The organism is Sphingobium sp. VMM, assembly GCF_056790315.1.
This window is the reverse complement of record NZ_JBXGSI010000015.1, coordinates 47,200-73,400: the sequence shown is the minus strand read 5'-3', so window position 1 is coordinate 73,400 and position 26,201 is coordinate 47,200. Positions and strand designations below refer to the sequence as shown.

The following is a 26,201-nucleotide window of genomic DNA, read 5'->3' as shown; positions in this document are numbered from 1 at the left end:
TAGGGCCATATTCTGGATAGCTTCAGCCTCGCGTTATGCCCGTGAGATGATCGAGCAGGGCGTCGCCATTGGCGGTCCAGGTGAAGCGCAGGGCGGCGGCGCGGACGGCGTCGCGTTCGGGCGGGTCTGCCAATATGTCGGCGATCGCTTCGGCCAGGGCTTCGGGTTCGCGATCGACGATCCTGCCGGCTTCGGGGCGATCGAGCAGTTCGCGGGCGCCGCCGACATCGGTGATGACGATCGGCGTGCCGCAGGCGAGCGATTCCACCCAGGCATTGGCGAGCCCTTCGGATTCCGACGGCAGCGCCATCACGTCGGCGGCGGCATAGAGGCGCGGCAAGCGGTCGTGCGGCACCGAGCCGAGGAAGCCGATGCGCCGTTCGACGCCCAGTTCCTGCGCGAGATTTTCGAGCATCCGGCGATATTGGCCCTGGCCGGCGAGCAGCAGGGTGGTGCCGGGTAGCTGTGGCAGGGCGCGGACCAGAATATCCTGCCCCTTGCGCGGGATGAGCGCGCCGACGCAGAGGATCAGTGGCCCTTTGAAGCCGAGCGCGGCCTTGGCCTGATCGCGGTCGGCGATTTCGAAGCGATCAAGGTCGACCCCGGTATAATGGACCCGGATCTTGTCGGCATCGATGCCCATTCGGCCCATGGAACGGCGCATCGCGGCCGAGACGGCGAGCAGGCCGGCGGCGCCGTCGGCGGCGCGCTTCACCATCTTCCTGGTGCCGCGCTGCGTGCCCCAATGATGAATGTCGGCGCCGCGCGCCTTGACCGAATAGGGGATGCCAAGCGCCTTCGACAGGCGCTGGGCCACCGGACCATCGGGGAAGAAGAAGCTGGCGTCGATCACGTCGAACGGAGTCTGGGCGTGCAGCCGCTTGACCAGCGGCAGGATCGCGCGGGTCATGGTGAGGACGTTGGTGCGGCCGCCGAATTTCGGGATGATCGGGAAGGTCGGCCGATAGACGGTCAGATCCTTCCACCTTTCCTTGGGCGGCAGGGCGCGCAGCGGGGCATAGCGGCCGGCGCGCGACAGCGGCCAGGGCGGCATGCCGATCGGGGCGACGACGGTGACGCTGACGTCGGGGCGGCTCGCCAGTTCGCGCGCCTGTCGCTCCACGAAGACACCGAAATTGGGCCGGCTCATGTCCGGGAAGAGCGTGGAAAGCGTGAGGACGTTGAGTGTCATGGGCCCTCCCTACTGCATGTCGGTTAAGCGAGGCTTAGGCGTGGCGGGGGCGCTTGGCTATAGCCGTCGGACGAGTTGCACCGCCACTGCGCCCCAGGGTGGGTCGGTCAGTACCTGTTGCCGGGCGCCATGGCCGAGCGGCAATATCTGGAGCCGGTCGCCCTCGCGGCCGATGAGGCGGCCGAACAGGAAGCGGCCGGCGGGACGGGGGAAGAGGACGTCGCGGTTCAAGGCGCTGGCGAAATCGGCCGGGGCGATGCGACGGCACCAGATGGCGTCGCCGCTGCGATAGTCGCCGATGCTGGCATTGACCTGGATGCCGATCATGCCGTCGGCGGGCACGGGGGGCGGGAAGGACAGGGCGCGGACCGGCGCGCGCGCGCCCTCCGGCCCGAGCAGGGCGGCGACCGGCACTTCGCTCTGGCCGGGCAGGGCGACCAGTTCCGCGCTGGTGACGCCGAGCGCGTCGGCGATGCGGTTCAGCCATTTGACCGAGACGGTGCGGGTGCCGGTTTCGAGCCGGCCGATGGTCTGGGCGGTGGTGGGCGGCACGCAGAGCAGGCCCACCTGTTCCAGCGTCAGGCCCTTGGCCTTGCGGACCTCGCGGATGCGGGTGATCATGGCTGTCCTCGGGTTGATAACCTATTTGGTTTTCTCTTTCCTACAGATTATCCGCCGTGGCAAGCCCTGGCCTTCCCCATCCTGTCAGGAGATGCCGCCATGGCCGCCCAGTTTGTCGACCAGATGATCGAAGACCCTGCCGGCAAGATGCAGGCAGTGAAGCTGCATCTGGGGGAATCGCCGCTCGGCTGGCTGCATGCGCGCGGCCATGTGAGCGACCGGCAACTGGCGGCGGGGGAGCGGCTGCGGCGCGACTGGGAGCAGGCGGGGCTGGGCGCGCGGGTGACGATGCGCTGGGACGGGGCACCGGCGGAGCGGCGACCGGGCGGCGCGGCGGCGATGCCCGATCCGAGCGCCGCGCAGTTGTCGGCGCGCGAGCGGTTCGACGGCGCGGTGCGGGCGGCGGGGCCGGGACTGGCCGACATATTGTGGCGGGTGGTGTGCGCGGGCGAGGGGCTGGGGCCGGCGGAACGGGCGCTGGGCTGGCCCAGCCGCGCGGGCAAGCTGGTGCTGGGACTGGCGCTCGACCGGGTGGCGGACTGGTATCGGGTTGGGTGAGGGGGGGGCTAAATGAACCGTTCGGGCTGAGCGAAGTCGAAGCCTTCGGCCGAGCGGCGCGAGGCGATGACTTCGCCTTCGCTCAATCATGCCCTTCGACTTTGCTCAGGGCGAACGGAATAAATATGCAGCGGCCCGTAGCGCCTAGGCCACGAACCCCGCTGCGCTCGCTACCCACCCCAACCCCTCCCTGGAAGGGAGGGGCGAGATTCAGGCCATGAACCCTGCGCCGAGCAGCAGGAGCAGTTTCACGTCCATGGCGAAGCCCTGTTCGCGCCAGGCGGCGATCTGGTCCGGCAGGGTGGCGAGGGGGACGCGGTGGACGCGGATATCCTCGCTGTCGACGCCGCCGCCATCGCCGGTCTTCACCAGATCATGGGCGCGGAACAGGGTGAAGCTTTCCGAGACCATGCCGGGCGAGCTGAAAAATTCGCCGAGCGATTCGAGGCGACCGGGGAGATAGCCGGTCTCTTCCTCCAGTTCGCGGCTGGCGGCGAGGCTGGCCTCCTCGCCGGCGTCATGATCGCCGACGAGGCCCGCGGGCAGTTCGATGCAGCGCTTGCCGAGCGGCACGCGATACTGGTCGACCAGCAGGACATGGCGGCCGTCTTCGTCCTCGTCGATCGCCAGGATGACGGCGGCGCGGATGCCGCGGGCGCGGCCGACATATTCCCATTTGCCGCGCTTCTTCGCGGTGATGAAGCGCCCGGTCCACATGGTTTCCTCGGGCGCATTCCAGTCATTATCGCTCATAATTCGATCAGTCTGTCCGGCAGTTCGTTGATGTCGTCGGCGGCGCGGGGGAAGTGCGGCGCCAGAATCGCGCCGACCCGGCCGATGGCGAGGGCAAGGCCTTCGCCCGGCCGGTCGTCGCGCACCGCATCGATCAGCAGCGCCATCGCCTCGCCCCAGGCTTCCGGCGTGACGCGATCGTTGATCGCCTTGTCGGCGACGATTTCGGCGCGATGCTCGTCAAGCGAGAGATAGATAAGGACGCCGGTGCGGCCGGCGGTGCGGGCCTCTGCGGCGGCGCGGAATAGCAATATGGCGCGGCGGCGCACCCGGCGGGCCTTGGTCGCGCGCGGGGTGAGCGCCATGCGCAGTGGCATGATCGCGAGGAGGTAGCGCACCACCAGGAAGTCGAGGATCAGGTCGCCCAGCAGGATGGTCAGCATCTTCCAGTCGGCGACCTGATGGTCCCAATCGCCCAGCAGCCGGCCGGCCAGGTCGCGCAGATAGTCCGGGAAGAAGGCGAAGAAAGCGAGGGCGACGAACACGGTGCCGATCGCCCAGTGCAGGCCGACATCATGATAGGCGTCGGACCGGCGGGCGACGATCGGCACGATCTCGCCCGATGTCTGCTTTTCGGCCTCCATCACGGCGGCCGAGACAAGGTCATGATCGCGTTCGCTGAACTGTACCGGCTTCACCAGCTGCCTCCCGCACCGCCGCCGCCAAAGCTGCCGCCACCGCCGGAGAAGCCGCCGCCATCGCCGCCGCCCCAGCCGCCGCCGCCGCTGCCCCAGCCCGAGCCGCCGCCGCTGCCCCAGCCGCTGTCGGACGGGCCCCAGATGATGACCGGGCCGGCACCGCCGCGATAGCGGCGACCGCGACCGCCGCGGCTGGCGAACATCGATATGCCGACGATGACGATCACGATGACCCAGAAGACCAGCATCACGGCGCCGCCGCCATTGTCGCCCTTGCGCTGCTCCGCCTCGGCTGCGGCGGCGCGCGCCTTCGCCTCCTCGGGCGGCAGGGTCAGCAGGGTGGCGAGTTCGTTGACGCCCGCATCGATGCCGCCGGGAAAGTCGCCCGCCTTGAAGCGCGGGATGATGGCGGTGCGATAGATGCGCGAGGCAAGCGCGTCGGTGACGATACCCTCGACACCATAGCCGGTGGCGATCCACACCTTGCGCTCGTTCGGGGCGACCAGCAGGATCGTGCCGTCGTCCTTTTCCTTGCTGCCGATGCCCCAGCTGCGACCTAGCTGATAGGCATAGTCGCCAATTTCATAGCCCTGGAGGTCGGGCACGGTGGCGACCACCACCTGCCGGCCGCTCTGCTTGTCGAGCGCGGCCAGCTTGGCGGTCAGCGCCTGCTCCTGCTGCGGCGAGAGCAGGTTGGCGGCATCGACCACCTGGCCGGTCAGCTTGGGAAAGGTCTGTGCCTGCGCCGCCGGTATGAAGACCAGCAGCGCAAGGACCAGCAGCATAGAGCGAAGCACCTTCATGCCGCCACCTTCCGAGCGGGGCGATGTTCCAGCACCTCGATCATAGCGCCCGATCCGGCGAGAATCGCGGATTGCGGATCGCCGGCCGTGAAATGCGGCATCATCATGCGGCGGATGATCTGGTCGCAGACCTCGTCCTTCATCACCGTCTCCAGGCCCTTGCCCACTTCGATGCGGACCTTGCGCTCGGTCGGCGCAACGAGAAGCAAAAGGCCGTCATTGCGTTCCTTGCTGCCGAGCGCCCAACTGCGCGCGAGCCGCAGCGAATAATCGTTGATCGCCTCGCCGCCGAGAGTGGGTGTCGTGGCGATCACCATCTGTACGCCGGTCTGTCGTTCCAGCCGGGCAAGGCGGGCGGTCAGGGCCGTCGCGGTCGCGCTATCAAGCAAGCCTGCCTTGTCCACCACGCGACCCGTCAATTCCATGGCCGGCTTAGGCGCATCGGCTGCGGCCCCGCTGCAGGCAGCAAGCAGGGGCAACAGGACCAGCAGCAGGCGCCGCATCATCGTTATCGGCTCAGTTGCCGAAGTCGACCTTGGGCGCTTCTTCCGCGCCGGGCGTGACCGCCTGGAACGGGGCCATGGGCTTTGCGCCATGGATCAGCTTGGCGCCGATCGCGTCGGGGAAGGTGCGGATGCGGGTATTATAGGCCTGAACCGCTTCATTATAATCGCGGATCGAGACGGCGATGCGGTTTTCCGTGCCTTCCAGCTGCGACTGGAGCTGGAGGAAATTCTCGTTGGTCTTGAGGTCGGGATAGGCCTCGACCGAGGCGAGCAGGCGGCCAAGGCCCTGGCTCAGCTGTGCCTGGGCGGCCTGATATTGCGCGACCTTGGCCGGATCGGACAGGTCGGCGGCGTTGATCTGGATCGACGTCGCCTTGGCGCGGGCCTCGGTAACGGCGGTCAGCGTCGCCTGTTCCTGCTTGCCCGCCGCCTTGACCGTGGCGACGAGGTTGCCGGTCAGGTTGGCGCGGCGCTGATATTGCGCCTGGACGTCAGCCCATTTGGCCTTGGCATTTTCCTCGGCAGTGGGGACGCTGTTGATGCCGCAGGCGGACAGCGCAAGCGCGCCCATGACCGGCAGCAAAAGGCGGGAGAGGCGACGCGGGAAAAGCATGGAACATCCTCGGCTCTGTTTCGCTGACGGAAATAGGGCGTTGTCGGATGGCGTGCAACGGGCCATGCAGAGTTTATCGAAGGCGAGACAAGAGGTTCATCATGGGGCTGATTTCGGAATTCAAGACGTTCATCAATCGCGGCAATGTCATGGACCTGGCGGTTGGTGTCATCATCGGTGGCGCGTTCGCCACCATCACCAAGTCGCTGACCGATGACCTGATCATGCCGGTGGTCGGCTATCTTTTCGGTGGCGCTGACTTTTCGGGCTACTTCCTGCGCCTGGGCGACCTGCCCGAGGGGTTCAAGGGCAACCCCAACAGCTATGCCGACCTGAAGGCGGCCGGTGTCGCCATGTTCGGCTGGGGCCAGTTCCTGACCGTGCTGGTCAATTTCATCATCCTGGCCTTCATCATCTTCCTGCTGGTGAAGCTGGTGAACAAGGTTCTGGCCAAGCCGGAGGAAGCGCCGGCACCGGCCGTCACGCCGGAGGATATCGTGCTGCTGCGCGAGATTCGCGACTCGCTGAAAAAATAAGCGATTGCGACGAACCGAGGCCCTGATGGGAACCATTGGGGACGCGGCCGGTTGATCGGCGTCAGGGTTCGGGATGGCAAGGACCGTCCCGAACCTCGTGTCGAACATGTCAGCCCTGAGGGGGCGCAACAGGAGAAAACGCTGTGAAAAGCTTCGTCGCAATCCTTGGCCTTGCCAGCATGGTCTCGCTCGCCGCGTGCGATTCCAAGCAGGAAAACAAGGTCGAGAATGCCTACGAGAATCAGGCGGACGCTCTCGACAACCAGGCCGCGAACATGGAAGCGATGGCCGACAACCTGTCGGGCAACGCCGAAAATGCAGCCGAAAATGCGGCCGACGCGCTGGAGAACAAGGCCGACGCCACCCGCGAGGCGGGCGAGGCTGCCGCCGACGCGGTGGAGAAGAAGCAGCACTGATCTGCTGCGGCACCGAGCATCGGGCCAAAGGGGCGTCGCGCTTGCGGCGCCCTTTTTCTTTGCCGGCTCTCGCCTTTAACGGCCCCTTAACCACGGCCGGCCATGGTGCCCTCGCGCGCATCCAAAGGTCGTGGGAATGGACGAGTTACTTCAGGAATTCATATCCGAAACGCAGGAAACGCTGGAGGCTCTGGCGGGCGAAGTCGTCGCCTGGGAGGCCAATCCGGGCGATAGCCAGCGGCTGGACGCCATTTTCCGCTTCTTCCATACGGTGAAGGGCAGCTGCGGCTTCCTCAATCTGCCGCGTTTCGAGAAATTGAGCCATGCGGCCGAGGACGTGTTGTCGGAGATTCGCGCCGGCAACCGCAAGCCCGATCCCGCGACCGTCAGCGCGGTGCTGGCGATCATGGACCGGATCGGCGAACTGGCCGAGGCGGTGGCGCGCGGCGCGGCATTGCCCAACGAGAATGACGAATATCTGATCGGCGCGCTGACGCAGGTGGAGGCGCCGGCCGCGCCCGCCGAGGAAGCGGAACCCGAAGAGCCGGCGGCCCCGGTCGCGGCGGTGCGCCAGGGCCAGGCGCTGCGCACCATTCGCCTGCCGCTGTCGCTGATCGACCAGTTGATGAACGGCGTGTCGGACATGGTGCTGGCGCGCAATGAATTGTCGCGCAAGCTGCGCGACCGGTCGGCCGATCCTGAACTGGACAGCGCGTTCGAGCGGCTGTCCACCTGTGTCGCGGACATGCGCGACGTGATTTCCAAGACCCGCATGCAGCGGGTCGAGCGCCTGTTCGCGGCGATGCCGCGCATGGTGCGCGACCTGAGCCGCGATCTCGACAAGCGGATCGAGCTGAGCCTGGAAGGCGGCGACGTCGAGATGGACCGCGAGATGGTGGAGATGGTCGTCGACCCGCTCACCCATATCGTGCGCAACAGCATCGACCATGGCATCGAGACGCCCGAGCGGCGGCGTGCGGCGGGCAAGCCGGAGGCCGGCCGGTTGCGGCTGGAGGCGCGCCAGTCGGGCAACCAGATCGTGATCGAGATCAGCGATGACGGCGCCGGCATCAACACCGCGCGGCTGGTGGAAAAGGCGATCGCCGCCGGGCGGCTGACGCCCGATGCGGCAGCGCGGATGACCGAGCAGGACAAGCTGGACCTGATCTTCCAGCCGGGGCTGACGACGGCCGCCAAGGTGACGGCGGTGTCGGGGCGCGGTGTCGGCATGGACGTGGTGCGCGCCAATATTGAACGGATCGGCGGCGTCATCGCGCTGGACAATCATCCGGGGCAGGGGCTGCGCATCACGCTGCGCGTGCCGCTGACGCTGACCATCATTCCGGGCCTGATCGTGCGCGCCGGCGGCCTGCATTTCGCGATCCCGCGCGCGGCGGTGGTCGAGATACTGCACGACAATAACGAGATGATGCAGATTGCCGATGTCGGCGGTGCCAAGATCGCGACGATCCGGTCGATCCGCCATTCGATGATCGACCTGGAAGATGTGCTGGGCATGGACAAGCCACAGCAGATCGGACCGCGCGCCGTGATGGTGGTGCGATCGGCGACCGGCGTGCCCTTTGCCATGGGCGTGTCCGCAGTCGAGAATCATGAGGAACTGGTGATCCGTCCCGCATCGCCGCTGGTGATGGCGAGCGGCGTCTATGCCGGCATGACCTTGCCCGACAATGGCAAGCCGATGCTGCTGCTGGATGCGGCGGGCTTGGCCAATGCGGCGCGCCTGCCGAACCTGATCGACGATCGCGCCCATGGCGCAGTGGCGGATGCCGCCGCGCAGGAGGCCGGCGTCGAAATGGTGGCGGCGCTGCGCTTCGAGGAATTGTCGGGCGAACGGCGCCTGCTGCGCCTGTCGCTGATCGAGCGGGTCGAGGATATCGACGCCAGCCTGTTCGGCCGGTCCGGCGGCCAGGCCTTCGTCCGGCTGGACGAGCGGCTGGTGCCGGTGGTGAACGGCCGCCATGCCTTTGCCGAGGACAAGGTCTGCGCGCTGCGCCTGCGCGATGGCAGCCTGGAAGCCTGTTACCCGGTCGCGGCGGTGCTGGACATCGTCCAGATGCCGCTGGTGCCGGACATGGTGGCGATGCACGGCATGCTGAGCGGTGTCGCGGTGGTCGATGGCGAGCATCTGGAGGTCATCAACCCCTTCGCCCTGTTCGCCGCGCTGCCGCAGGAACCGATTGCGCCGCACAGCCGGGGCCGTTGCCTGCTGGCCGATGCGGAGGATGGCTGGACCCGCGAGATATTGGCGCCGCTGCTGCGCCAGGCCGGGCATGAGGTGGTGCTGGGCCTGCCGGGCGACGCCGTCGATGCGCAGGATATCGTGCTCTATTCGGCCGGCGATGTCGGCCAGGTGGTCGAGATCATGGGATGCCGGGTGGTGCATCTGCGCGCCACGCCGCGGGCGACCGGGCCAATGGATGCCAGCATCTACCGCTATGACCAGGACGCGCTGATGGCGGCGCTGTCCGGCGCGCGCGGATAAGGGGAAGAGCGATGGAGCAACTCTATCTGTTGGCGACGCTGGCCGGCGCCCGCATCGCGGTCGACGCCAGTGAGGTCGAGGCGGTGGTCAAGCTGACCGAGATATCGCCCGTGCCCGGCATGGGCGTGCATGTCGCGGGTCTTTCCGCGCTGCGCAGCCGGGTGCTGACGATCATCGATGTCGCCGCCCTGATTCATGGGCGCGCGACCCCGGCCGACCAGCGCGATCTGGCGATCATCGCCAATATCAGCGGTCATAGCTATGGCCTGATGGTCGATGGCGTGTCGGATATCTGTCGCGTGCCCGAGGGCGAACTGCCGTTGCGCGGACAGCTCGATCCGGCCTGGATGCCCTTTGCGCGCGGCGTGGTGGAGCATGAGGGCGTGCCCCATCTGCTGGTGTCGCTGGCCGGCTTCATCGAGGCCGGTGCCCAGGCACAGGCGGCCTGATCGCTTGGCCGCGTCGTTTACCATTTCCTCGCCTTTCGCGTTTACGCCTCTCCTCCCGGCACGTAAAAATCAAAGGGACGCTTCATGAAGAACTGCCTGGTCGTCGATGATTCCAAGGTCATCCGCAAAGTGGCACGCCACATATTGGAATCGCTGGACCTGACCGTGACCGAAGCGGTGGACGGGCAGGATGCCCTGACCCAGTGCGAGGCCAGCCTGCCCGATGTGGTGCTGCTCGACTGGAACATGCCGGTGATGAGCGGGATGGAATTCCTGCAGGCGCTGTCGGCCACCAAGATGGAGGCCCGGCCCAAGATCATCTTCTGCACCACGGAAAACGGCATCAGCCATATCAAGGCGGCTGTCGAGGCCGGTGCCGACGAATATGTGATGAAGCCGTTCGACCGCGAGACGCTGGAGAGCAAGCTGGCGATCGTCGGGGTCATCTAGGCCCGGTCCCTCCCTTCGAGGATATCGCCGTCTTTCCCAGCCTCTTCGTTCTGAAAGCCCGTCAATGACCGTCTTCGTGCCGACCATGGTCAGCCTCGACAGCCACACCGCTCCCGCGGTGCGCACGCTGGTGGTTGACGATTCGGTGGTGGTGCGCACGGTGATCGAGCGCATCCTGAACGCCGATCCCGGCTTTACCGTCGTCCACAAGACCAACAGCGCGGAAAATGCGCTGCGCTATCTGGCCGAACATAGCGTCGACCTGGTGCTGCTCGACATCGAACTGCCGGGCCAGAGCGGCCTGGCCGCGCTCCCCGCGATCCTGCGATCGAACCCGCAGGGTAAGGTGGCGATCCTGTCGGGCCGCTGCGAGGAGGGCAGTGCGGCGGCGATCGAGGCGCTGGCGCTGGGCGCGAGCGATATTCTTTCCAAGCCGGGCAGCGGCAGCTTTGGCGAGCAATTTCCGCAGGCATTGATCGATCGGCTCGGCCGGCTGTTCGGCGGCGAAGCGCCGACGGCACCGGCGCAGCGGTCGACCATGGTTCCGTCCGCCCATGCGACCGGCGCAGCGGTCGAACCCCTGGCCTGCCTGGGCATCGGGGCGTCGACCGGGGGCATCCATGCGCTCAGCCAGTTGTTCAGCGGCCTGACCGCGCCGCTGGGCGTGCCGATCCTGCTGACCCAGCATCTGCCGGTCAGTTTCACCGTCTATTTCGCGCAGCAACTGGCGCGCATGACCAGCCTGCGGGTCAAGGTGGCGGAGGCCGGCGACCAGCTGGCGCCCGACACCGTCTATGTCGCGCCGGGCGACGCCAACCTGCTGCTGCGGCGCGGGCTGCATGGCCGGGTGAGCGTGGTGCTGGACCCGGAACGGACGCCGTCGGGCAATCTGCCGGGTGTCGACCCGATGTTCGCCGCCATGGCCGATGTCTATGGCGCGGGCGCGGCGGGGATCGTGCTGACCGGCATGGGCCGCGACGGCACGGCCGGGGCGCGGGACATCGTGGCAGCGGGCGGCTGGATCGTCGCCCAGGATGAGCCAAGCAGCGTGGTATGGGGGATGCCGGGATCGGTCGCGGGGGCAGGGCTGACCTGTGCCCTGATGGAACCCCATGCGATCATGGATTTTGTCGCACGACGCGGAAAGATGAACGACTGATGGCCTTGCCCCCTTCCAGGATGGGATCGGGCGCTGCCCGGATTTTGACGGGTCTGCTGGAAGCGCGGACCGGCCAGGTTCTGTCCGAGGGGCGGGCCTGGCGCATGGAGACGGCGCTGAAGCCGGTGCTGCGCGATCATGGGTTGCAGGATATCGATGAACTGGCCGGCAAGCTGCTGCGCAGCCGCAATCCGCGGCTGGACGAGGATGTGGTGAACGCGCTGTTGAACAACGAAAGCAGCTTCTTCCGCGATCTGCAGATATTCGACCTCATCCACCGGCAGATATTGCCGCGCATCCAGGAGGCGCGGGGCGACCGGGTGCTGCGGATCTGGAGCGCGGGCTGTTCGACCGGGCAGGAAGCCTATTCGCTGGCGATCCGTTTCTGCAACGAGGCGGCGCGCTGGGCGGGCTGGCGGATCGAGATATTGGCGACCGATATTTCGAGCGCGGCGATCGACCAGGCGCGCAGCGGCATTTTCTCGCAGATGGACGTGCAGCGCGGCCTGCCTATCGGCGACCTGATCAAATGGTTCGAGCCGGCGGGCGATGACTGGCGCGCGAACCCGGAGCTGCGGCGGATGATCGACTTCCGTCAGGATAATCTGTTTGCCGCGCGGGTGCCGACCGGCGCCTATGACCTGCTGCTGTGCCGCAATGTGCTGCTCTATTTCTCGCCCGAACGGCGCCAGAGCGTGTTCGACCTGCTGGCACGGCACAGCCATGACCGATCGGTGCTGCTGCTGGGCGCGGGCGAGACGGTGATCGGCCAGAGCGAGGAATTCGTGCCGCATCCCGAATTTCGCGGCAGCTATGCGCGGAGGGGGCCTTCGACCGATGCCGGCAATTCGGCCCGGCGCGCGGGCTAATCGTCCGCCGATCATTTACCACGCTTGATTGCCGCGCCGGTCTCGGCCATGATTCCGTTCGTGGCTGCATGACGCGGCGCGACGCAGGGCGGAACAGGGCGTGAGACTGGACTTTTCGTGGTGACGGGCCCTTTGCGATGACCGACATCCCCATGATCGAGACGCCGTCGCCCAATTATGACGAGCGCAGCCTGCCGATCACCATGCTGGTGCTCCATTATACCGGCATGCCGGACGCGGCGAGCGCCATCAACTGGCTGGCCAATGCCGAATCCAAGGTGTCGGCCCATTATGTCGTGACCGAGGATGGCCAGATCATCCGCATGGTGGCCGAGGACAAGCGCGCCTGGCATGCCGGCCGGTCGCACTGGCGCGGCATCGACGATGTGAACAGTGCCAGCATCGGCATCGAGATCGTCAATCCGGGGCATGAATGGGGCTATCGGCCTTTCCCCGAGGCGCAGATGGGATCGCTGATCCCGCTGGTCCACGACATCGTCCAGCGCCACCGGATCACGCGTGGCAATATCGTCGGGCACAGCGACATCGCGCCCGCGCGCAAGCAGGATCCGGGCGAGCTTTTCCCCTGGGGGCAACTGGCGCGGCTGCGGCTGGCGCTGCCGCGACCGACCAAGAATCTGATGGACCCGCACTGGACCGATAGCGGCTTCATGCTGGCGCTCGAACGCTTCGGCTATGACATTGCCGAGCCGGAGCCGGCGGTCGTCGCCTTCCAGCGGCGCTTCCGCCCGGAACTGATCGACGGCGTCATCGACGGCGAATGCCGGGCGATTTTGCTCGCCCTGTTGCTGCCCAAGCCGACAGGGGATGACTGACCCGATTTTTGCGCCTATAGGCGCCTGTGCCAGAGGGCCGGGCGGCCGCGGCGTGGCGGGTAACTTCCACGGCGAGGAAAGTCCGGGCTCCACGAAATGACGGTGCCGGCTAACGGCCGGCTGGAGTGATCCAAGGGACAGTGCAACAGAAAGCAGGTCACTAAGGCTTCGGCCCAGTGAAATTGAAAGGGTGCGGTAAGAGCGCACCGCGTCTGCGGCAACGCAAGACGGCACGGTAAACCCCACCGGGAGCAAGACCGAATAGGGGCGGCGCGCAGCTTGACTGCTAGGTCTGTTTCGACTGAGACCGTCCGGGTTGGTTGCTTGAGGGACGGAGCAATCCGTCCCCTAGAGGAATGGTCGCCTATCCCCCTTGGGGGTGGACAGAACCCGGCTTACAGGCCCTCTGGCATTTCCCCTGTTGCGAGGTTATCGCAATAACCGGTCCGTGGTCTTGGGGGGATATGGTTTGCGTAACAGATATTTGGCCTTGCTGATGGCGATGGCCGCCATGCCCGCTATCGGCCATGCGACGCAGGATGCGGCGCCGGCAACGTCTGCCCCCGCAACTGGCACGATCCAGCAATTGTTCGAGCAATCGACGCAAGCCACCGAGGCGGCGGATTATCCCCGCGCGCTCGAAATCCTCACTGCGCTCGAAGGCCGGGTGGTGCGCAATCCGCGCAGCCTGGCGATCGTGCGGGTGCGCAAGGCCATGGTGCTGGCGGAACTGTCGCGCTGGGCCGAGGCGCGCGACCTGCTGAATCAGGCGGCGCCGGCCCTGCCCAGGGATGATGCCAGCCTGTCGACCGACCGTTATCGTGCCGCCTACACGCTGGGCCGCGTGTCGATGGGCGACCTCGACTATGTCGGCGCGCTGGCCCATTTCAGCGCGGCGCTGGCCGAAGCGGAGGGGCCGGCGGCGCGCATCCAGGCGCTGCTGGGACAGGCGCAGGCCGGCACGTTCGTCGATCCGGCCGAAGCGCTGAAGGCCGCCGAAGCGGCCAATGCCATCGCGGTCGCGGACCCCAAGATGTTCGACAAGGCGTCGCTGGCGCATATCGATCTGATCCGGGGGCGGGCGCTGCTCAATCTGGGCCAGTTCGATCCTGCGGAAAAACTGTTCGCGCGGGCGGTGAAGCAGCAGGGCGGGCTGACCACCAGGGTCGATTTCAATGATCTGGTGACCCGGTCGGATGCGTCGATCGCGGCCATGCTGGCCGGCCATCGCGACACGGCGCGCAATTATCTGGTTTATACCGGTGCCGGGCGCATGCCGCAGCAGGACTTTACCCAGGGCGCGGACATGGCGCTGCCGCGCTGTGGTGAGGATGGCGTCCAGCCCGACGATTATGCCGTGGTGGAATTCGGCATCAGCGACAGCGGCGCTGTTTCCTATGCCCGGCCGGTCTATGGATCGCGTCCCGGCCCGTCGGCGCTCGCGTTCGCGCGGGCGGTGCGGGACTGGTCGTGGCGGCCCGATGACGTGAAGAATATCCCGGCGCTGTTCCGGTTCGTCACGCGGCTGGAACTGCGTTGTTCGACCGCGGAAGGCGGTCCGTCGATGCTGGCGGGGCCGACCAAGGCTTTGGGCGACTGGCTGGAGGCCAGGCGCGTTCCCGGCCCGGTGCTGGACAATGTGCCGATGACCCGGCAGCGCGCGCTGCTGTTGCAGCAGGCGCAGCTGATCCGCAGCCAGAAGGGCGATACGACGGTGGAACTGGTGCCGGTGCTGATCCCGCTGCTCGCCGGATCGATGGCCGCGCGCGAGGATGTCGAGACCTATGGCCCGCTGCTGCGCCGGGTGGTGCGGACGGCGGATGCCCCGCCGCTGGCGCAATTGCTGGTCGACCGCCTGGTCCATGATGCCGCCGAGCATGTGGATATTCGTATCCGGGCCGATTCCCCCTATGCGTTGCGCGCCGCCGATTATCAGGCCGATGCCGATGCACGGGCGACCTTCGCGATCCTGGCCTATGATGATCTGAGGCCCAGGGAAAAGGCCGGGTCGCAGGCGCTGTTGAACGCGGTGATCGACGATGGCGCCTTGCCGGCCAATGATCCGCTGCGCGTGGCAGCGCTGGTGCGACGGGCGAGCCTGCAGGCGACCGGCGGCAATCTGGAAGCGGCACGGGCCGATTATGCCGCGACCGGATTGTCGGCGCAGCAATGTTCGATCGTCGATGCCAAGCCCAGCCTGCGCAGCGCGCCAGTATCCTCCGCCGATTATCCCACGGACATGGTGTCCGTGGGTGTCGAGGGATGGACGCGGGTCCAGTTCGACATCGCGGCGGACGGCACGACCCGCAACCAGCGGGCCGTCATCACCTATCCGCCGATGATCTTTGGCACCAACGGCACGAAGATCGTGACGCGGGCCAAATATGAGCAAAGCTATCGCCCCGATGGTGGCCTTGGCTGCGGCGGCAACATGCAGGGGGTGACTTTCCGTCGCTAATCCCGGCGCAGGGCTGGCTTTCCGGGCGCGGCTTCCCTAATTTGGTCCGATGGCAAGACAGAGCCGATCCAATGACTGGGGTTTTCCCCGCTGGCGTGCCTATGGCGCGACGCGGGAAGCGCAGCGCGTGCGCATCTGCGACCGTTTCGGCTGTGACCAGCCGGGTAACTGCCCCGCGCCCAAATCGCCCAACAGCCCGGACCGCTGGTATTTCTGCAGCGAGCATGCGGCCGAATATAACCGTAACTGGGACTATTTTCAGGGACTGGACGAGGAAGAGCGGGCCGAACGCGAGCGCACCGAACGGGGCGATGCCGGCGGCTATCAGTCGAGCGCCCATCATGGCTGGGGCGGTCCCGGCGACGGCAGCCGGTCGCGCGACGAGATGCACGCGCTGCAGGCGCTGGGGCTGGAGGATGACGCCGATTTCGAGGCGGTGCGCAAGAGCTGGCGCAGCCTGGCCAAGGAATATCATCCTGACGTGAAGCCGGGCGATGCCGAGGCGGCGGTGCAGTTCCAGACGATCCAGGCCGCCTATGAGGTGCTGCGCGCGGCCGAGGAACGGCGCACCTGGAAGCCGCGGGGCGCCAGCGATTGAAGGATCATGTCCGGTCCAACTGGCAAAATGCCGTGCTGGTCTGCCGCAAATGCTCGAAGAAGCTGGACGGCGGCTTCGGCAAGGATGGCGAGGAGCGGCTGGCCAAGGCGCTGCGGCGGCATCTGTCGCTGAAGAAGGGGCGCAAGGCGGCGGCGGGCATCATCGAGGTGAATTGCCTAGGCGTCTGTCCCAGGGGCGCGGTCACGGTGGTCAATGGCGCCGCCAGCCGCGACTGGCTGCTGGTGCGGCCGGGGGCGGATCTGGACGCACTGGCGACGGCACTGGACCTGCCGGCGCAGGCGGAATCGCAGAATCCGGGCTGACTTACGCAAAATGCGTAAATCCCGGCGGGTCTGTTAAGCCTATCCTTACCAACATTTCCTAGGGGGGATGCCATGCGGATATGGCTTCCTTCCTCGCGCGGTGCGGTGCTGCTGGTCCAGCTCGCGATCATCCTCCTGGGTCTCGCCCTGCTCTACGGCAATCCGCCGGCGCAGGGGCGCATCCTGCTGATCCCGATGACGGCCGGCGCGCGTGCGCATCTGGTGCCTGATGCGGTGGCGCATGGCGCCCGGCTGGTGGCGAGCGGACGCCTGCCGGGATCGATGGTGGTGGAGGGGCAGCGCGACGCGCTGCTGCCCTTGTTGCGGGGCGGCATATTGCCGCTGCGCGCCTTTGCCGCGGCCTGTGGCGAACCGGTGGGAGGATTGGCCTGATGGCATTCAACAGTCTCGAAAGTCTGCGCCTGCATGGCCTGCGCATCCTGCTGCTGTGCAGCCTGATCTGGACCGTGCTGATCGGCATTGGCGGCATGATGATCGGCAATGAGCGGGCGGCGCCCGCCATGCTGCTGTCGGCGCTGGCCAATATCCTGCCGACCTGGATGGTGATGCGGCGTCGCAACGACCTGGAGGTGCGGCTGGTGATGGGGACGCTGGCGGCGGTGCAGCCGGCGATCACCCTGTTCCTGCTGAGCGGCCATGTCTGGCAGATGGACGCGCACATGTATTTCTTCGTGGCGCTCGCCTCGCTGGCGGTGCTCTACGACTGGCGGCCGATCCTGCTGGCGTCGGTGCTGATCGCGCTGCATCATCTGGTGCTGACCTATGTCGCGCCCAATTGGGTGTTTTCGGGGCAGGCGGAGCTCGGCCGGGTCATCGTCCATGGCTTTGCGGTGGTGCTGCAAGGCACGATCCTGGGCTATCTCAGCATCAAGCTGCATGCGCTGCTGCTGGCGCAGGATGCACATGTGGCGGACACGGCCCGGCTGGCGCGGGAAGCGCAGGCGGGGCGCAATGCGGCGGAATCGGCGATGGATGCCCAGCGCCAGTCCGATGCGCGCGAGGCGCATCTGCGAATCGAGCGGGATGCCGAAAAGACACGGATGGCACAGGACCGACGCAGCGAGACGCTGGCGCTGGTCGGCGCCTTCCGCCAGTCGGTCGCGGGCGTGGTGAGCGCGGTCAGCGCGGCAACGGGCGAACTCAAGGAATCGGCCGGGCTGCTGCATGATCTGGCGCGCCGGGCGAGTGTGGGCACGGACGAGACGATGGCGGCGGCGGGGCAATCCTCGGCCAGCGCGGCGGTGCTGGCGCGGCGGATCGAGCAATTGTCCGAATCGATCAGCGCGATTGCAGCGGCGGCCAGCCAGCAGGCGAGTCTGGGCGGCGAGGCGCAGCGCGTGTCGGTGGCGGGGCATGAGGCGATGCAGGCGATGGAAGGGCGCACCGCGTCGATCACCAGCTTCGCCGATTCGATTACCGAGATTGCCGCCCGCACCAATTTGCTGGCGCTCAATGCCACGATCGAGGCGGCACGGGCCGGCGAGGTCGGGCGCGGCTTTGCGGTGGTGGCCGGCGAGGTGAAGCAGCTGGCCAACCAGACGGCGAGTGCGACCGGCGAAATCCAGTCGCTGGCCTCGTCCGCGCGGCAGGGGGCCGGGGTGGCGCAGGAAGCCCTGTCCGAGGTGGCCGGCAGCGTCGAGGAACTGGCGCAGGCGGCGCAGGCGATTCAGCGTGCGGTGGCCGACCAGCGCGATGCGACGGCGGCGATCGGCCAGTCGGCGCGCGATACCGCCCGCGACGCCGATCATATGGCGCAGCGGATGGCGACCGTGGCCGATGTCGCGCGCAATACAGAAAATCTGTCCGATCGCGTGTCGAGCGCGGCGGCCGGCCTTTCGCGCACCGCGCAGGAGTTGCAGCGCGCGACCGACCTGTTCGTGGCTCAGCTGGAAGCGGCCTGATCGCCGGTCAGCCGGCGCGGGCTATCTGGCCGGTTGCCTGGTTATCAAGGGAGCGTGCCAGCGGATAAAGGACGCGCTCTTCCCGATCGATCCGCCGGGCAAGGGCATCCAATATCCGGCCGCTGTCGGCGCAGAAGCCGCGCCAGTCGCGGGTGATCCGCTCGTCGGTCCAGGCGGCCATGTAGCGGGCGAAGCTCTCGGCCAGCGCGCCGATCTCGGCCTGGATGCGGGCGGCGGTGGTGCGGACGCGATCGTCGCCCTGGCGCTGGAGCGCGGGGTAGAGGATGCGATCCTCCAGCGCGAGATGGGCCATCAGCTTGCGCGCCAGTTGCCAGCGCAATGCGCTCACCGCCTGGGGCTGGTCGGGATCGGCGATCGCCTGGCGCAGTTGCGCGGCGATCAGGGCGATCTCCTCATGCTGCGTGCCCAACTCGTCCATGTTCATCGCGATCATCCTCCCTGCCCCGTGCGATCATGCGTCGGCCGGCGTTAAGAGGGGATTGGAGCGCAGGGCGGGCAAAGCGCGCAAAGCCTGTAAAAAAGAAAGACCGTCCGGCGCCTGCGCACCGGACGGTCCTTCTGTCATCGATCCTGGGGATCAGGCTCCATCGGAGCCTGTCGCGATCAGGCCGGCTGGTCGGCGCGGCTTGCGCCCTCGCCGTCAAGATTAAGGGCCGCGAAGTCCCAGTTGATCGCTTCCTTCAGCAGCTTTTCGGCATAGGCCGGGCGCAGGTTGCGATAGTCGATATAATAGGCATGTTCCCACACATCGAGGATCAGCAGCGGGGCATGGCCTTCATGCGCGACGGGGGTGTCGGCGTCATGATAGCTGGTCACTTCCAGCTTGCCGTCCTTCAGGATCAGCGCGGCCCAGCCGCTGGCGAAGTGGCCGACGGCCTCTGCCTTGAGCTTTTCGATCAGCGCGTCGACCGAACCGAAGGCTTCCTCGATCTTGGCGAGCAGGTCGCCGGTCGGGGCAGTCTTCACCGGCGACAGCGAGTTCCAGTAGAAGGTGTGGTTCCAGATCTGGCCGACCTGGTTGAACAGGCCGCCCTTCGACGACTTGATCAGTTCGACCAGCGACTTGCCCTGCAGGCTCTCGTCGGCGGCGACCAGTTCATTGGCCTTCACGACATAGGCATTGTGATGCTTGCCGTGGTGGAAGTCGAAGGTTTCGACCGACAGGATGTCGCCAAAGGCGTCCTTGGCATAGGGAAGGTCGGGCAGAACAAAGGCCATGGCGGAACTCCTCGGGTTCGTTATGGGGCGGCTCGCAGTGATGCTTGCGATGCCGGTTTATCATATGGTCCATGCGGGGCGTGGACGCCTCCATCGCTTCCCATATGCGCACCCAACGCCCAAGAAAACCAATATGTGCCTATTGCGAAACGATCGCAGAAACAGGCGGTTGGCGGGGCTTTCGGGCGATAACGGCCGGGCAGGGCCGGGGCGGCTTGCTTGACAGGCGGGACGGGGCCGAACATGATCTCGGCCATGCCGTTCAAGGTCATCTTTGCACGCTTCCGCCATCATGGGGGACAGCTTCTCGCGGGCCATCCGCCCCGGACCTGACAGGCGCGCTGCCGGCAGGTTCGGGGCACCCTTCTTGACGCTTTGCGCCCGAGGACCGGGCGCGCACCCCTATCAGGAAGTTTTCCCATGACCCTGCAACAGAAGTGGGCGGCCGTGCCGCCGATCCATATCGTCGAATCCGAAGCTGACATGATTTCCGACCTCGCCTGGGCGGCGCGCGACCGCTTTCCTGACGTCAGCCAGTTGTTGCTGGAGGAGGTCGGCCGGGCGCAATTGTGCAGCCGGGCGGCGCTGCCGGCCGATGTCGCGGCGATGGGATCGACCATCCTCTATCGCGATGGCGCGCGCGGGACGCCCCGCCGGGTGGAGCTGGTCTATCCCAGCCATGCCGATGTGGCGCTGGGCCGGATATCGATCCTGACGCCGGTCGGTGCCGCGCTGATCGGGATGCGGGCAGGCAATGCCATATTGTGGCCGGACCGCGACGGCCATTTGCGCGACATCATGGTGGACGAGGTGGTTCAGGCGCAGGCCTGAACCACGTAGGTCAGCGCTTTGTCAGCCCTGCGGCGGGGTGGTTTCGCCCACCTCGTCGCTGTCGAGGCCGTCGTCCAGGGTCAGGCCGTGGCGCAGCAGCATCGGGATGTTGGCGCCGGCGAACACGACCGAGACGATGGTGACGCCCCAGACCTTGACCGCGAGCCAGGTGTCGAAGCTCATCGTCCGGCGCATCAGCTCGTTGGCAACCGCCATGAAGACGAAGAAGAAGGCCCAGTTGCGCGACAGCTTGCGCCAGCCTTCCTCGGTCAGCCCGTCATAGGCGGCCTGGAGCAGATATTTGAGCAGCGGCTTGCCGCGCAGCAGCCCGGCGAACAGCATCAGCGCGAAGAAGGCGTAGATGATGGTCGGCTTCAACTGGATGAAGCGCTGGTCGTGGAAATAGATGGTGAGGCCGCCGAAGAACAGGATCAGCAGCGCCGAGAGCCACAGCATCGGCGAGACCCGGCCGAGCTTCACCTTGGAGATGATGACGGCGATGACGATCGCGGCCATGAAGGCGGCGGTGCCAAAGCTCATGGCGGTGATCGGATTGCCCGCACCCCAGAACCAGCCCGCGCCCTTGTAGCTCAGAAAAAAGACCAGCAGCGGCCCGAAATCGAGCGCGAGGCTGAGGCTGCCGCCATGGGCGGGCTTCTTGGCGTCAGCGGGCATAGGCCGTCCCCGCGATCGCGCGTGCCATGTCGCCGGCATCGAAGGGGCGCAGATCCTCGATCTTTTCGCCCACGCCGATGGCATGGATCGGCAGGCGATATTTCTCCGCCGCCGCGACCAGCACGCCGCCGCGCGCGGTGCCGTCCAGCTTGGTCATGACCAGGCCCGTGACCTGTGCGGTTTCCTTGAATACTTCGATCTGGTTCAACGCATTCTGTCCCGTGGTGGCATCGAGGACCAGGACAACGTCGTGCGGGGCGGCCGGGTTCAATCGGCCGAGCACGCGGCGCACCTTGGCCAGTTCGTCCATCAGTTCGGTCTTGTTCTGCAGGCGGCCGGCGGTGTCGACGATCAGCACGTCGATGCCGGTGACCGTGGCCTGCTTGACCGCGTCGAACACGATGCCCGCGGCGTCGCCGCCTTCCTTGCCGGCGACGATGGGCACGCCGAGGCGTTCTGCCCAGACCTTCAATTGGCCGATCGCGGCCGCGCGGAAGGTGTCGCCCGCCGCCAGCATCACGCCATAATCCTGTTCCAGGAAATTATTGGCGAGCTTGGCGATGGTGGTGGTCTTGCCCGATCCGTTGACGCCGATCACCAGGATCACCTGCGGCCGCGGAAAGGCCTCGATCTCGAGCGGGCGGGCGACCGGGGCCAGCACCTTCTCGATCTCCTCCGCGATGATCTCGCGCAGATATTCCTCGGTCAGTTCCTTGTTGTAGCGCCCCTCGGCGAGGCGATCACGAACCCGGCCGGCCATGGCCGGGCCGAGATCGGACATGATCAGGGCTTCCTCGATCTCGTCGAGGGTCTGGTCGTCGAGCGCGGCCTTAGTGAAAAGGCCGGTCAGATTCTCGCCGAGCTTGTCGGATGTGCGCTTGAGGCCGCCGAAGAGGCGGTCGCGCCAGCTGGTGCCGGTGTCAGTCATTATTGCGCCTCTTGCGCGATCAGCGCGCCATTCTCAAGGCCGCTGATGCGGGCCGCGACGATCGTGGAGGGGGGCTGGGGCGTGGTGAAGCGCACCGGCGCGAAATTTTCCGCATGGCCCGACAGGCCGTTGCGTTCGACCAGCACCGACTGGCGGGTGCCGACCAGGCGAGCGAGCCAGGCGTCGCGCTGGGCCGCGCAGGCGTCGCGCAGCAGTGCGGCGCGCGCCTTGATGGTGGCGCGATCCAGCTGGGGCATGCGCGCGGCCGGCGTGCCCGTGCGCGGCGAATAGGGGAAGATATGGCCATGGACGATGTCGCAATCGGCGACCAGCGCCAGGCTGTTGGCGAACATGGCCTCATCCTCGGTCGGGAAGCCGGCGATGATGTCGGCGCCGATGCTGATGTCCGGGCGGGCGGCCTTCACCCGCTCGACGATGCGCACCGCGTCGGCGCGGCTATGGCGGCGCTTCATGCGCTTGAGGATCATGTCGTCGCCGGCCTGTAGCGAGAGATGCAGATGCGGCATCATCCGCGGCTCATGGGCGATGAGGTCGAACAGCCGCTCGTCAATCTCGACACTGTCGATCGAGGAAAGGCGCAGCCGGGGCAGGTCCGGGACATGCTTGAGCAGTCGTTCGATCAACTGGCCGAGCGACGGGCTGCCGGGCAGGTCGGGGCCATAGCTGGTGACGTCGACGCCGGTCAGCACGATCTCGCCATAGCCCGCATCGACCAGCTGCTTGGCCTTGTCGATCACCGCGCCGGCGGGGACGGAGCGGCTGTTCCCCCGGCCATAGGGGATGATGCAGAAGGTGCAGCGATGGTCGCAGCCATTCTGCACCTCCAGAAAGGCGCGGGCATGTTCGGCAAAGGCGCTGGCCATGTGCGGCGCGGTGTCGCGCACGGCCATGATGTCGGAGACATTGACCTTATCCGCCACCGGGGCGAAGGCGGCGGCCTCCAGCTTCTCCCGGTTGCCGATCACGCGGTCCACTTCCGCCATGGCGGCGAAGGTCTGGGGTTCGGTCTGGGCGGCGCAGCCGGTGACGAGGATGCGGGCGTCGGGGCGGTCTCGCCTGGCGCGGCGGATCGCCTGCCGGGTCTGGCGCACGGCCTCGGCCGTCACGGCGCAGCTGTTGACGACGATCAGGTCGTCCTGTGCGCCGGCCATTTCGCGAATAGCCTCGCTCTCCGCGATGTTGAGCCGGCAGCCCAGGGTGATGATGTCGGGACCAGCCACGGTCAGAAGCGGTCCCAGTCCGCCTCGCCGTCGAACACATGGGTGGCGGGGCCGGTCATGCGGATCGTGCCGCCCGGCGCCCAGTCGATCTCCAGGTCGCCGCCCGGCAGGCTGACCGTCACCGGGCCGACCATCAGCTTGCGGCGGATCGCGGCGACGGCGGTGGCGCAGGCGCCGGTGCCGCAGGCGCGCGTAAGGCCGGCGCCGCGTTCCCAGACGATCAGGTGAAGATGTTGCGGGCCGACGACCTGCGCGAAATTGACGTTCACGCGGGCGGGGAAGAGCGGGTCATGCTCGATCAGCGGGCCGAGCCGTTCGAAATCGACAGCGTCCAGATCCTCGACGAAGAAGATCACATGCGGGTTGCCGACATTGACGGCGGCCGGCGCGGGCAGGTCTTCCCAACTCGCGCTCATGGTCAGCGTGTCCATCGGATAAGCGAGCGGGATCGCGTCCCAGTCGAAGCGGGGCGCGCCCATGTCGACGCTGGCGCCGCCGTCCACGCCCTTGGCATCGAGCAGCCCGGCCCTGGTGCGGATCAGCACATCCTTGCCGACGAACAGCGGCACGCAGCGCGTGGCGTTGCCGCAGGCTTCCACTTCCGAACCGTCGGAATTGAAGATCAGCATCGACACGTCGGCCTGATCACCGGGGTCGGCATCGCCGATGACGATCAACTGGTCGCAGCCCACGCCGGCATGGCGATCGGCAATGGCGCGGGCGCGCGCCTCCGTCATCGCGACCGGCGCTTGGCGCGCGTCGATCACGACGAAATCATTGCCCAGACCATGCATCTTGGAAAAGCGGCTCATCATGGCGCCGCATTTAGTGTGGCGGGGCGGAAAAGGCGAGTCTTGGCTGTGCGGGCGCCGCTATTGCGGGGAAACGCGAAAGCCGACGAGCATGGCGCGTACAAAGGGGATGGCTTGGCCTTCATTATCCTTGCCAGCTTCCAGAGTTAAGGCGCTGGCCTGGGTGCAGGCTACATCGACCAGTTTTGCCTCATCTGGTTTGACGCCCTGGCAATGGGAGACATGCCCGGATGTGTCGACCTTCACGACGATACTGGCAGTTGTTTCGCGCGCGCCATCGGGCAGATTGCTGACCTGTAATCCCAGATCAACGGGTGGTGCGGCAGAGCGTTCGGAGCCCGCCTTGCCCTGGCCATTGGAGCGCCACCACCTGACACGGCTGTGCCATTGGCTGTGGATGGCGCTACCCGTTTCGTCCGTGGCATGCGTGAACTTCGCTCTTGCCAGTATCAATGCGCAGGTTTTCCGATCCAGGGCAGTGGAGCCGCTAGATTGGGTGATGTCGCATCGTATCGCTTGACCATTGGGCGCGATCAGCAATGCGAAAAATGTAGTGCCCTCACCCTGTGGTCGCTTGTCGTCAGTAGGATAGTCCAGCGAAGTGACCCAATCCCCCGGATAATTGGCTGGTGTCGCGTTCACAAGCGCGACGGCATGGATCAGTACCGATACGATTCCCATCATTTCCCCTAAAGCCGACCCTCGCGGCATCCCCAGACCAGACTAAGGGTGACCGATTGGAAAGACTAGCGGTCAAGCGCCCCCGCCAATGATTGCGGCATAATCCTGCGGATCGACATTGGCGCCGGAGATGACGAGGGCGGTGGCGCCGTCGGTCGCTGGGGCGAGGCCGGCAAGCATGGCGGCGAGCGCGACCGCGCCGCCCGGTTCGACCACCAGCTTGAGCGTGGTGAAGGCGAAGCGCATCGCGTCGCGCACCTGATCGTCGCTGACGACCAGACCGCCTGCGAGCAGGGCGTGGTTGATCGGGAAGGTCAGCGCGCCGGGGCTGGGCGCCAGCAGCGCGTCGCAGATGCTGCGCGCGTCGGGCGAGACGCTTTCGCGCGTGCCGCTGGCGAGCGAGCGGGCGGTATCATCGAAACCGGCGGGTTCGACCGCATAGACGCTGATGTCCGGGCGGGCGGCCTTGACCGCCGTGGCCGTGCCCGCGACCAGGCCGCCACCACCGCAACAGACGAGAATCTGCGTGAGGTCGGCGCCGGCGGCCTGCGCTTGCTCCAATATCTCCAGGCCGATCGTGCCCTGGCCGGCGATGATGAAGGGATCGTCGAAGGAGGGAACCAGCGTCGCGCCGCGTTCGGTGGCAAGGGCGGTGGCGATTTCCTCGCGGCTCTGGGTGAAGCGGTCATAGGGGACGACCTCGGCGCCCAGCGCGCGGGTGTTGGCGGTCTTGATCGCCGGCGCATCGGCCGGCATCACGATCGTGGCGGGAATGCTGAGCAGGCGCGCGGCAAAGGCGACGCCCTGGGCATGATTGCCCGAGGACCAGGCGACGACGCCCGCCGCGCGTTCCGCAGCGTTCAGTCGGGCGAGGCGGTTATAGGCGCCGCGGAACTTGAACGATCCGCTATGCTGGGCCCCCTCGAACTTCACCAGCACACGCCGGCCGCAGAGATCGTTCAGCGCGGCATTCTCGATCAGCGGGGTGCGGACCGCCGCCGGCGCGATCAGCCGCGCGGCATCGGCGACGTCGGCGGCAGTGATGGCAAGCGAATCGGACATGTCGGCTCCTTCGGTAAGAGGCCCCTGCATAGCCGCCCGCCGGCGCCGCGCAACGATCCGCCGGGGCGATCCTGGCCCGCTTGGCAGGGCTTGTGCTTTGGCTTATGGGGGCCGCGCGCCGGGGCGGTCAAAAGCCCCGGACGCGCATGATCGCGCCGGTGCCCGCAAGGGCTGAAAACGGGAATGCGGTGCGGGGGGCGCAGCCCTTCCAAATCCGCGGCTGTCCCTGCAACTGTAAGCGGTGAGCGCGATGCGCAGGGTTCCCAGGCTCTTCAAAAGGGGAGGGCCGGAACCGGCCACTGGACCGCCAAGTCCGGGAAGGCTGGCGCATCGCTGCCCTGACCCGCGAGCCAGGAGACCTGCCGGCGTCTGGTCGCTCTTGCCCTGGCCCAGGGGATGGCCATGGCGCGGTGTTTCCGTCGAGCGACGCCCATGGCGGCCGGGGCCGCATCGGTGCGTGGGGCGGGGCGCTGGCGTCTTCCCGATC

General features: G+C 66.8%; 30 protein-coding genes, 1 other RNA gene and 1 riboswitch. Of the genes, 16 read left to right on the top strand and 15 right to left on the bottom strand.

Going from position 1 to position 26,201, the window contains the following annotated elements; all coding sequences use genetic code 11:
* Window positions 1-22: 22 nt before the first annotated feature.
* On the bottom strand, window positions 23-1,192 hold the full coding sequence (locus tag ACUCV3_RS18620) for a glycosyltransferase (RefSeq protein WP_279731904.1): 1,170 nt from the start codon (window positions 1,190-1,192) through the stop codon (window positions 23-25).
* Between the two features lie 57 nt (window positions 1,193-1,249).
* On the bottom strand, window positions 1,250-1,813 hold the full coding sequence (locus ACUCV3_RS18615) for a helix-turn-helix domain-containing protein (protein ID WP_048938403.1): 564 nt from the start codon (window positions 1,811-1,813) through the stop codon (window positions 1,250-1,252).
* A gap of 99 nt (window positions 1,814-1,912) precedes the next feature.
* On the opposite strand from ACUCV3_RS18615, the gene ACUCV3_RS18610 reads away from it, so the two are divergent.
* Complete coding sequence (locus tag ACUCV3_RS18610) at window positions 1,913-2,371, top strand: DUF6456 domain-containing protein (protein WP_482240964.1); 459 nt, start codon at window positions 1,913-1,915, stop codon at window positions 2,369-2,371.
* A gap of 210 nt (window positions 2,372-2,581) precedes the next feature.
* Here the strand turns inward: ACUCV3_RS18610 and ACUCV3_RS18605 are convergent, their stop codons facing one another.
* Genes ACUCV3_RS18605 through ACUCV3_RS18585 form a run of 5 tightly spaced genes read right to left on the bottom strand, consistent with a single transcriptional unit; the run spans window position 2,582 to window position 5,723 of the window.
* On the bottom strand, window positions 2,582-3,124 hold the full coding sequence (locus tag ACUCV3_RS18605; protein WP_279731909.1) for an NUDIX hydrolase: 543 nt from the start codon (window positions 3,122-3,124) through the stop codon (window positions 2,582-2,584).
* A complete protein-coding gene (locus ACUCV3_RS18600) occupies window positions 3,121-3,747 on the bottom strand; it encodes a TPM domain-containing protein (protein WP_048938408.1) in 627 nt (208 codons plus the stop codon). Before ACUCV3_RS18600 ends, ACUCV3_RS18605 begins: the two co-directional genes overlap by 4 nt.
* Window positions 3,748-3,797: 50 nt before the next feature.
* Complete coding sequence (locus ACUCV3_RS18595; RefSeq protein ID WP_279776262.1) at window positions 3,798-4,598, bottom strand: TPM domain-containing protein; 801 nt, start codon at window positions 4,596-4,598, stop codon at window positions 3,798-3,800.
* 2 nt (window positions 4,599-4,600) lie between these two features.
* Complete coding sequence (locus tag ACUCV3_RS18590) at window positions 4,601-5,110, bottom strand: TPM domain-containing protein (protein ID WP_279776258.1); 510 nt, start codon at window positions 5,108-5,110, stop codon at window positions 4,601-4,603.
* Window positions 5,111-5,120: 10 nt separating this feature from the next.
* Window positions 5,121-5,723, bottom strand: coding sequence for a LemA family protein (locus ACUCV3_RS18585; RefSeq protein WP_004210411.1), 603 nt, complete (start codon window positions 5,721-5,723; stop codon window positions 5,121-5,123).
* A gap of 101 nt (window positions 5,724-5,824) precedes the next feature.
* Between ACUCV3_RS18585 and mscL the strand changes: the two genes are divergently transcribed.
* The 14 genes from mscL (at window position 5,825) to ACUCV3_RS18515 (ending at window position 18,245) form a co-directional block, all read left to right on the top strand.
* Window positions 5,825-6,259, top strand: coding sequence for a large conductance mechanosensitive channel protein MscL (mscL, locus tag ACUCV3_RS18580; RefSeq protein ID WP_004210412.1), 435 nt, complete (start codon window positions 5,825-5,827; stop codon window positions 6,257-6,259).
* Between the two features lie 143 nt (window positions 6,260-6,402).
* Window positions 6,403-6,675 (top strand): hypothetical protein, encoded by a 273-nt coding sequence (locus ACUCV3_RS18575; protein WP_004210413.1) that lies wholly within the window; start codon window positions 6,403-6,405, stop codon window positions 6,673-6,675.
* A gap of 136 nt (window positions 6,676-6,811) precedes the next feature.
* Window positions 6,812-9,181, top strand: coding sequence for a chemotaxis protein CheA (locus tag ACUCV3_RS18570; RefSeq protein ID WP_482240963.1), 2,370 nt, complete (start codon window positions 6,812-6,814; stop codon window positions 9,179-9,181).
* 11 nt (window positions 9,182-9,192) lie between these two features.
* Window positions 9,193-9,630 (top strand): chemotaxis protein CheW, encoded by a 438-nt coding sequence (locus ACUCV3_RS18565; protein ID WP_017500268.1) that lies wholly within the window; start codon window positions 9,193-9,195, stop codon window positions 9,628-9,630.
* An 84-nt stretch (window positions 9,631-9,714) separates the two neighbouring features.
* Window positions 9,715-10,080, top strand: coding sequence for a response regulator (locus tag ACUCV3_RS18560; protein ID WP_004210416.1), 366 nt, complete (start codon window positions 9,715-9,717; stop codon window positions 10,078-10,080).
* 64 nt (window positions 10,081-10,144) lie between these two features.
* Window positions 10,145-11,239 carry a chemotaxis protein CheB gene (locus ACUCV3_RS18555; protein WP_279731215.1) on the top strand — a complete coding sequence of 365 codons (1,095 nt, stop codon included), beginning with the start codon at window positions 10,145-10,147 and terminating at the stop codon, window positions 11,237-11,239.
* Complete coding sequence (locus tag ACUCV3_RS18550; RefSeq protein ID WP_278394642.1) at window positions 11,239-12,108, top strand: CheR family methyltransferase; 870 nt, start codon at window positions 11,239-11,241, stop codon at window positions 12,106-12,108. Before ACUCV3_RS18555 ends, ACUCV3_RS18550 begins: the two co-directional genes overlap by 1 nt.
* 137 nt (window positions 12,109-12,245) lie before the next feature.
* On the top strand, window positions 12,246-12,944 hold the full coding sequence (locus ACUCV3_RS18545) for an N-acetylmuramoyl-L-alanine amidase (RefSeq protein WP_004210419.1): 699 nt from the start codon (window positions 12,246-12,248) through the stop codon (window positions 12,942-12,944).
* Between the two features lie 29 nt (window positions 12,945-12,973).
* An RNA gene (gene rnpB, locus ACUCV3_RS18540) (RNase P RNA component class A) lies at window positions 12,974-13,358 on the top strand.
* 55 nt (window positions 13,359-13,413) lie between these two features.
* A complete protein-coding gene (locus ACUCV3_RS18535; RefSeq protein ID WP_279731220.1) occupies window positions 13,414-15,402 on the top strand; it encodes a hypothetical protein in 1,989 nt (662 codons plus the stop codon).
* Window positions 15,403-15,451: 49 nt separating this feature from the next.
* Window positions 15,452-16,000, top strand: coding sequence for a J domain-containing protein (locus ACUCV3_RS18530; RefSeq protein WP_279731221.1), 549 nt, complete (start codon window positions 15,452-15,454; stop codon window positions 15,998-16,000).
* A complete protein-coding gene (locus tag ACUCV3_RS18525; RefSeq protein WP_279731234.1) occupies window positions 15,973-16,323 on the top strand; it encodes a thioredoxin domain-containing protein in 351 nt (116 codons plus the stop codon). The genes ACUCV3_RS18530 and ACUCV3_RS18525 overlap by 28 nt, the downstream gene beginning before the upstream one ends.
* Before the next feature lie 72 nt (window positions 16,324-16,395).
* Entirely contained in the window at window positions 16,396-16,716 is a 321-nt protein-coding gene (locus ACUCV3_RS18520) for a hypothetical protein (protein WP_099233749.1), read from the top strand.
* Entirely contained in the window at window positions 16,716-18,245 is a 1,530-nt protein-coding gene (locus ACUCV3_RS18515) for a methyl-accepting chemotaxis protein (protein WP_278394645.1), read from the top strand. Before ACUCV3_RS18520 ends, ACUCV3_RS18515 begins: the two co-directional genes overlap by 1 nt.
* A 7-nt stretch (window positions 18,246-18,252) precedes the next feature.
* On the opposite strand, the gene ACUCV3_RS18510 is transcribed toward ACUCV3_RS18515, so the two are convergent.
* Complete coding sequence (locus tag ACUCV3_RS18510) at window positions 18,253-18,699, bottom strand: hemerythrin domain-containing protein (RefSeq protein WP_279731225.1); 447 nt, start codon at window positions 18,697-18,699, stop codon at window positions 18,253-18,255.
* Window positions 18,700-18,869: 170 nt separating this feature from the next.
* Complete coding sequence (locus ACUCV3_RS18505; RefSeq protein ID WP_279731226.1) at window positions 18,870-19,484, bottom strand: superoxide dismutase; 615 nt, start codon at window positions 19,482-19,484, stop codon at window positions 18,870-18,872.
* A 420-nt stretch (window positions 19,485-19,904) separates the two neighbouring features.
* On the opposite strand from ACUCV3_RS18505, the gene rnk reads away from it, so the two are divergent.
* Complete coding sequence (rnk, locus tag ACUCV3_RS18500) at window positions 19,905-20,315, top strand: nucleoside diphosphate kinase regulator (protein ID WP_037516172.1); 411 nt, start codon at window positions 19,905-19,907, stop codon at window positions 20,313-20,315.
* Between the two features lie 21 nt (window positions 20,316-20,336).
* Here the strand turns inward: rnk and ispZ are convergent, their stop codons facing one another.
* From ispZ to ACUCV3_RS18470, 6 genes are all read right to left on the bottom strand, one after another.
* Complete coding sequence (gene ispZ, locus ACUCV3_RS18495) at window positions 20,337-20,990, bottom strand: septation protein IspZ (RefSeq protein ID WP_279731227.1); 654 nt, start codon at window positions 20,988-20,990, stop codon at window positions 20,337-20,339.
* Window positions 20,980-21,918, bottom strand: a complete 939-nt coding sequence (gene ftsY, locus ACUCV3_RS18490; protein WP_279731228.1) for a signal recognition particle-docking protein FtsY — start codon at window positions 21,916-21,918, stop codon at window positions 20,980-20,982. The genes ispZ and ftsY overlap by 11 nt, the downstream gene beginning before the upstream one ends.
* On the bottom strand, window positions 21,918-23,159 hold the full coding sequence (mtaB, locus tag ACUCV3_RS18485) for a tRNA (N(6)-L-threonylcarbamoyladenosine(37)-C(2))-methylthiotransferase MtaB (RefSeq protein WP_279731229.1): 1,242 nt from the start codon (window positions 23,157-23,159) through the stop codon (window positions 21,918-21,920). The genes ftsY and mtaB overlap by 1 nt, the downstream gene beginning before the upstream one ends.
* 2 nt (window positions 23,160-23,161) lie before the next feature.
* Complete coding sequence (dapF, locus tag ACUCV3_RS18480) at window positions 23,162-23,974, bottom strand: diaminopimelate epimerase (protein ID WP_279731230.1); 813 nt, start codon at window positions 23,972-23,974, stop codon at window positions 23,162-23,164.
* Window positions 23,975-24,031: 57 nt separating this feature from the next.
* Window positions 24,032-24,655, bottom strand: coding sequence for an energy transducer TonB (locus ACUCV3_RS18475; RefSeq protein ID WP_279731231.1), 624 nt, complete (start codon window positions 24,653-24,655; stop codon window positions 24,032-24,034).
* 69 nt (window positions 24,656-24,724) lie between these two features.
* Window positions 24,725-25,714, bottom strand: a complete 990-nt coding sequence (locus tag ACUCV3_RS18470; RefSeq protein WP_279776259.1) for a threonine ammonia-lyase — start codon at window positions 25,712-25,714, stop codon at window positions 24,725-24,727.
* A 139-nt stretch (window positions 25,715-25,853) separates the two neighbouring features.
* Window positions 25,854-26,095: riboswitch (cobalamin riboswitch) on the top strand.
* Window positions 26,096-26,201: the final 106 nt, after the last annotated feature.